This window comes from Kitasatospora indigofera, from assembly GCF_014655955.1.
Taxonomy (GTDB): Bacteria; Actinomycetota; Actinomycetes; order Streptomycetales; family Streptomycetaceae; genus Kitasatospora; species Kitasatospora indigofera.
Map to the genome: position 1 here is coordinate 1 of NZ_BNBO01000111.1, position 5,745 is coordinate 5,745.

At 75.0% G+C, this 5,745-nt stretch carries 4 protein-coding genes; 2 read left to right on the top strand and 2 right to left on the bottom strand.

Translation table 11 applies throughout. The features are described 5' to 3' along the window. Positions 1-459: 459 nt before the first annotated feature. The gene (locus tag IE329_RS39475; RefSeq protein ID WP_229928149.1) at positions 460-1,014 is read left to right on the top strand and encodes a TetR/AcrR family transcriptional regulator; all 555 of its coding nucleotides are present in this window, start codon (positions 460-462) and stop codon (positions 1,012-1,014) included. Continuing rightward, positions 1,011-2,630 (top strand): MFS transporter, encoded by a 1,620-nt coding sequence (locus tag IE329_RS39480; RefSeq protein ID WP_190215896.1) that lies wholly within the window; start codon positions 1,011-1,013, stop codon positions 2,628-2,630. Before IE329_RS39475 ends, IE329_RS39480 begins: the two co-directional genes overlap by 4 nt. 88 nt (positions 2,631-2,718) lie before the next feature. On the opposite strand, the gene IE329_RS39485 is transcribed toward IE329_RS39480, so the two are convergent. Both IE329_RS39485 and IE329_RS39490 read right to left on the bottom strand, forming a co-directional pair. Continuing rightward, the gene (locus IE329_RS39485; protein ID WP_190215897.1) at positions 2,719-5,190 is read right to left on the bottom strand and encodes a SpoIIE family protein phosphatase; all 2,472 of its coding nucleotides are present in this window, start codon (positions 5,188-5,190) and stop codon (positions 2,719-2,721) included. A 177-nt stretch (positions 5,191-5,367) separates the two neighbouring features. Beyond that, positions 5,368-5,568: a DUF6011 domain-containing protein gene (locus tag IE329_RS39490; protein ID WP_073928652.1), complete on the bottom strand. Its 201-nt coding sequence runs from the start codon at positions 5,566-5,568 to the stop codon at positions 5,368-5,370. Positions 5,569-5,745 lie beyond the last annotated feature (177 nt).

The window sequence follows — 5,745 nt, forward strand, 5'->3', positions numbered from 1 at the left end:
GCGAGAACCCGAACACGCCAGAAGGTGATCACCGGAGGTAAAACGACAAGCTGAGCGGTGCACGAGGCAGGACACCCCACCGGGGGCGGCAGAGCGGGAGCCGTCCCCGGTTTTTGCCGTCCCGGCGGCTTTCGCCGTCCCGGCTGATCGTGCCGTGCCGGCGGCCCGGCGCTGCGGACAACCGCTGCTCCGCAGGCCCCGCGGGCCGCCCGCCGCCCTAAGCCCGGGCCAACCCCGCCTTAAGAGTTCCCTATGGCCGGCGGACCGGACCAGCCACGCCACCGCCCGCGCCCGCGCCCGCGCCCACCCGCGCCCACCCGCGCTCCCCCTCCCCCGTCCCCCACCGTCGCCCCGGGCCGGGCCGATCCGGGGCACGCTCGCGCTCCACGCCGAGCACTCAGGTGAGGCACTCGGCAATAGAATGAGACACCGGTGTCTCATCTGATCTACACTTGCCCCATGGCCACCGACCGTGACTCCGTGCTCGAAGCCGCCGTCGGCGTGCTCTCCCGCCGCCCGACCGCACACCTGGACGAGATCGCCCGCGCGGCCGGCATCAGCCGCGCCACCCTGCACCGGATCTTCCCGGGCCGGGAGGCACTGATCCGCGAGGTGGGCGCGCACAGCCTGCGCAAGGTCGCCGGAGCGCTGGACACCGCGGCCGTCGAGGAGGGCGACGCCCAGTCGGCGCTGCGCCGGCTGGTCGACGCGGTCGTCCCGGACGCGGCGCTCTGCGCCTTCATCGCCGGGGAGAGCCAGCTCTACGACGACCCCGAGATCAACGAGCTCTGGGAGATCCAGGACGCCCGGGTCCGCGCGCTGTTCCTGCGCGGGCAGCAGGAGGGCGTGTTCCGGATCGAGCTCTCGGCCGGCTGGCTCAGCGAAGCCTTCTTCGATCTCGTCGCCGGTGTCGGCTGGGCCGTCCAGGACGGACGCCTGGCCCCCCGCGACAGCGCATTCTCGCTCGCCGAACTCTTCCTCGGCGGCGCACTCAGGAGAACTGAAACACCATGAGCACCACCATGCTCCCCACCACCCTTCCCTCGAACCCCAGGCAGCGCTGGGTCGGCCTGGCCGTCCTCGTCGTGGCCGTCACCCTGGTCGCGGTCGACGCCACCGTGCTGTCGCTGGCCATCCCCTCGATCAGCGAGACGCTGCGGCCCAGCGGCACCCAGCTGCTCTGGATAGGCGACGTCTACTCCTTCGTGCTGGCCGGCCTGCTGGTCAGCATGGGCGCGCTCAGCGACCGGATCGGGCGCAAGAGGCTGCTGCTGACCGGCTCCGCCGCGTTCGGCGTGGCCTCGCTGCTGGCCGCCTACGCGCCCGGCCCGGGCTGGCTGATCCTGGCCCGCGCCCTGCTCGGCGTGGCGGGCGCGACCATCATGCCGGCCACCCTCTCGCTGATCCGCGCGCTCTTCCCCGACGCCCGCGAGCGGGCCACCGCGATCGGCATCTGGGGCGCGGGCGCCGCCGCCGGCGCCGCGCTCGGCCCGGTGGTCGGCGGGGTGCTGCTGGAGCACTTCTGGTGGGGCTCGGTCTTCCTGCTCAACATCCCGGTCGTGGTCGTCCTGCTGGTCCTGGGCGGCTGGCTGCTGCCGGAGTCCAAGGACCCGGCCCCGGGCCGCTGGGACGTCACCAGCGTGCTGCTCTCGATGGCCGGTGTGATCGGCGTCGTCTACGCCGTCAAGGAGGCGGCCGCCCACGGCCTGCTCCGCTGGGACGTGCCCCTGACCGCCGTCCTCGGGGCGGCCGCGCTGACCGTCTTCGTCCGCCGCCAGCTGCGGCTGGCGACGCCGCTGCTGGACGTCCGGCTCTTCGCCGACCGGCGCTTCACCGCCGCCGTGCTGGCCTCGCTGACCGCGCTGGTCGGGCTCTCCGGTGTGGTGTTCGTGATGTCGCAGTACCTCCAGCTGGTCCGCGGGTACGAGCCGTTGCGGGCCGGCCTGGCCGAGCTGCCGGCCTTCGCCGGCGCGGTGGCGGGCGGGCTGCTGACCGCGCGGCTGGCCCGGCGCGCCGGGGTCCGGGCCGCCCTGACCGGCGGGCTGCTCGCGATGGGCACCGGCCTGGGGATGCTCGGCCTGGTGCGGGAGGACAGCGCGTACCTCCTGATCGCCGTCGCCTTCCTGATCGTCGGCACCGCCGAGGGCGTGGTCTACGCCCTCTCCGCCGACATGGCGCTCGGCGCCGCACCCGCCGAGAAGTCCGGCGCCGCCTCCGCGGTCTCCGAGACGGCGTACGAGCTGGGCACCGCGCTCGGCATCGCGCTGGTCGGCTCGGTGGTCGGCGCCGTCTACGCCGGGGCCCTGGTCGTCCCGGCCGGCACGGACGCGGCCGCGGCCGCGCAGGCCGGCGAGTCGCTCGGCGGCGCGGTGGAGGCCGCCGGACACCTGCCCGCGCAGCTGGGCGGGCCGCTGCTGGCCGGTGCGAACGGCGCGTTCGTGCAGGGCCTGAACCTGGCCGCGCTGCTCGGGGGCGGGCTGCTGCTGGCCTCCGCCGGGCTGATCTGGGTCCTGCTGCGCGGCACCGCCGCGAGCCGCCGCGGCAAGGGCGGGCAGCACCCGGAGCACCAGGCGGCCGCGGTGGGCGAGGACAGCGCCCCGGCCCCCGCCGAGGTCCGCCCGGCGGCCTGACCCCCGCGATCCGGGCCCGCCCGCCCGCGGCCCGGACGACCTGGTCGTCCGGGTCGTCCGGGTCGTCCGGGCCGGGGACCGGGGCCGGTCAGCCCCCGCTGCCCAGCGGCAGCTCCAGCTCCGCCCACACCACCTTGCCGTCCTTGGTCAGCCGGCTCCCCCAGCGGTGGGCCAGCTCGCCCACCAGGTACATCCCGCGCCCGCCCTCGTCCTGCTCGCCGAACTCCCGCAGCCGCGGGGCCTGGCCGCCGGCGTCGGCGACCTCGACGGTCAGCACCCGGTCCCGGAACAGCCGGAGCCGGCGGGGGGCGTCCGCGTGCAACAGGGCGTTCGTGACCAGCTCGCTGACCAGCAGCTCGGCGTAGTCGGACACCACCGACAGACCCCAGCGGCGGAGGGTGTCGCGGGTGAACCGGCGGGCGTGGCCGGGCAGCCGGCCGTTGCCGTTCAGCTGCAGGGTGGCGATCCGGTCGGCGGGGACGGGCAGCACCCGGCCCATGATCATCGCGATGTCGTCCTCGGTGCCGTCGGTCACCAGCGCGGCCAGCACCGCGTCGCAGCTCTCCTCCAGGGTCCGGCCCTGCTGGGCCAGGGTGCGGGCCAGCCGGTCGATGCCGACGTCGAGGTCCTCCCCGCGCCGCTCGACCAGGCCGTCGGTGTACAGCGCGACCACGCCGCCCTCGGCGACCGTGAACTCGGTGCTCTCGAAGGCCACCCCGCCGACGCCGAGCGGCACCCCGGGCGGCAGGTCGATCCGGCGCGCGCTGCCGTCCGGCGCCACCCAGACCGGCGGCAGGTGGCCGGCCGAGGCCACCTTCACCGTCCGGTCCACCGGGTCGAAGACGGCGCAGATGCAGGTGGCGAACTGACCGTCGCCGATTCCGGTGGCGGTTTCGTCCAAGCGGGTGAGGACCTGTTCGGGCGGCATGTCGAGGGTCGCCAGGGTCCGGGCCACCGTGCGCAGCTGGCCCATCGTGGCGGCGGCCCGGATACCGTGGCCCATCACGTCGCCGACCACCAGCGCGACCCGCCCGCAGGACAGCGGCACCACGTCGAACCAGTCGCCGCCGACCTCGCTGACCACGCTGCTCGGCAGGTAGCGGTAGGCGATCTCCAGGCCGAGGGTGCGGTGGATCTCCTGCGGCAGCAGGCTGCGCTGCAGGGTCAGCGCGGTCTCCCGCTCCCGCCGGTAGAGCCGGGCGTTGTCGATCGCGATGGCGGCCCGGGCGACCAGCTCCTCGGCGAGCGCCACGTCGGCCGGGGTGAACGGCTCGGGGTTGCGCATCCGGATGAACTCCGAGCCGCCGAGCACCATGCCCCGGGCCAGCAGCGGCACCATCAGGTACGAGTGGATGCCGGCCTCCATGCCGGGCCCCACCCGGTCGGGCGAGGCAACCAGGCTGGCCAGCACCGCCTCGTCCACGTGGGACCGCAGCAGGGGCCGGCCGCTGCGCAGGCACTGGGTGTAGACCCGCTGGGCGTCGTACTCGGAGGTCTCCCCGACGGTGTCGACGGCGTGCGCCATCCCGGACTCGTAGGCCTCGCCGACGGCCACGGCGTTCAGCCGGACGGTGCGGTCCGGCGCCAGGTGGACGGGCTCCTCGCCCAGCAGCACGGGCTCCAGCAGGTCGACGGTGGCGAAGTCCGCGAACCGCGGGACGACCGCCTCCACCAGCTCCTCGGCGGTGCGCTGGAGGTCGAGGGTGGTGCCGATCCGGGCGGTGGCCTCGGCGATCATCGCCAGCCGCTCCTGGGCCCGGGCGGCCCGGGCCTCGGCCTGGAAGCGTTCGGTGACGTCGATGATGGACGAGCTGACGCCCAGCACCCGCCCGGTGGAGTCCTCCAGCCGGAAGTACGAGGCCGACCAGGCACGGTCCCGGCGCGGGTCGCCCGGTGTGCGGCCGTGCGAGCGGGCGTCCACCACCGGACGGCCGGTGGTCAGCACCCGGCGCATCACCTGCTCGATCTCGGCGCTGTTTATCCCGGGCAGGATGCTGCTGATCCGGCGGCCGAGGTGATCGTCTACGGGCATCCCGTTGATCCGGGCCAGGGCCTCGTTCAGCCGCACGAAGCGCAGGTCCGGATCGTAGACGGCCATCCCGATCGGGGACTGGCTGAAGAAGCCGTTCAGGATCGCCAGGTCGGACTCCACCTGGCGCAGCGAGCTGACGTCGGAGGCGGTGGCGAGGAGCAGCAGCGCGCCGCCCGGCCCGACGATCGGGTAGGTGCGGAACTCCAGCTCGACCACGTGGCCGTCGCGGTGGCGCAGCGGGAACACCCCGGACCAGCCGCGGCTCTCCATGATCCGGCCGAACAGCTCCGCCACCTTGGGCCATTCGTCCTCGCCGACCAGCAGCCGGGCGGCGTAGCTGCCGACGGCCTCCTCGGTGCTGTAGCCGAGCAGGGCCTCGGCGTCCTCGCTCCAGTGCAGGATCAGGCCGTCGCCCTGCAGCAGCGCGGTGGCGAGCGGGACGAGCCGGTGGCCGTCCAGACGCGCCGGATCGCCGCCCGGCCGTTCGCGGCGGGCGTCGTCAGGCGTGTCCCACTCGAATCCGCGCATGCTCAGGAAACCACCCAGTCGGCACGTGCCCGGGATGGGCGTTCCGCGCCCGGCCGGGTTCCCCTCAAGGGTGCACGGTGATCGGCCCGGGGGCGACCCCTCCGACACCACCGGAGGCCCGGAATTTGCCCTCCGGCCGGCCGGAGGCCTGTCCGGCGGATCTTGCCGGGGCAGGCCCTAGAGGCCCGGCAGCGCATCCTGCTCGCCCGCGACCACCTGGACCGGGTCGGCCGGGCCGCGACACTCCCGGCCCAGCCGCAGCATCCGGGCCTCCGGGTCGTGCAGGGGCCGGCCGCAGCGGCGGCAGCGGACGGTGGGCGGCAGCAGCCTGGGAACGGGCGGGGTCAGGGCTGGTGGGTCCTGCTCGGGCGCGGCCATCCGGACAGTCTGCCGGGTGTCCGGGCAGGCGTGGGAGGCGGCCCGCCCGGGTAGGCGCGGGAGTGCCGCCCGGCGGTGGTGCGCGGGTGCGGGCCAGGGCCTAGCCTGCGGGCAGGATTTCTGACGATCGGTGAAGGAGATCGCGATGGTGCACGCACGAGCCGGTTCCCCGGCGGA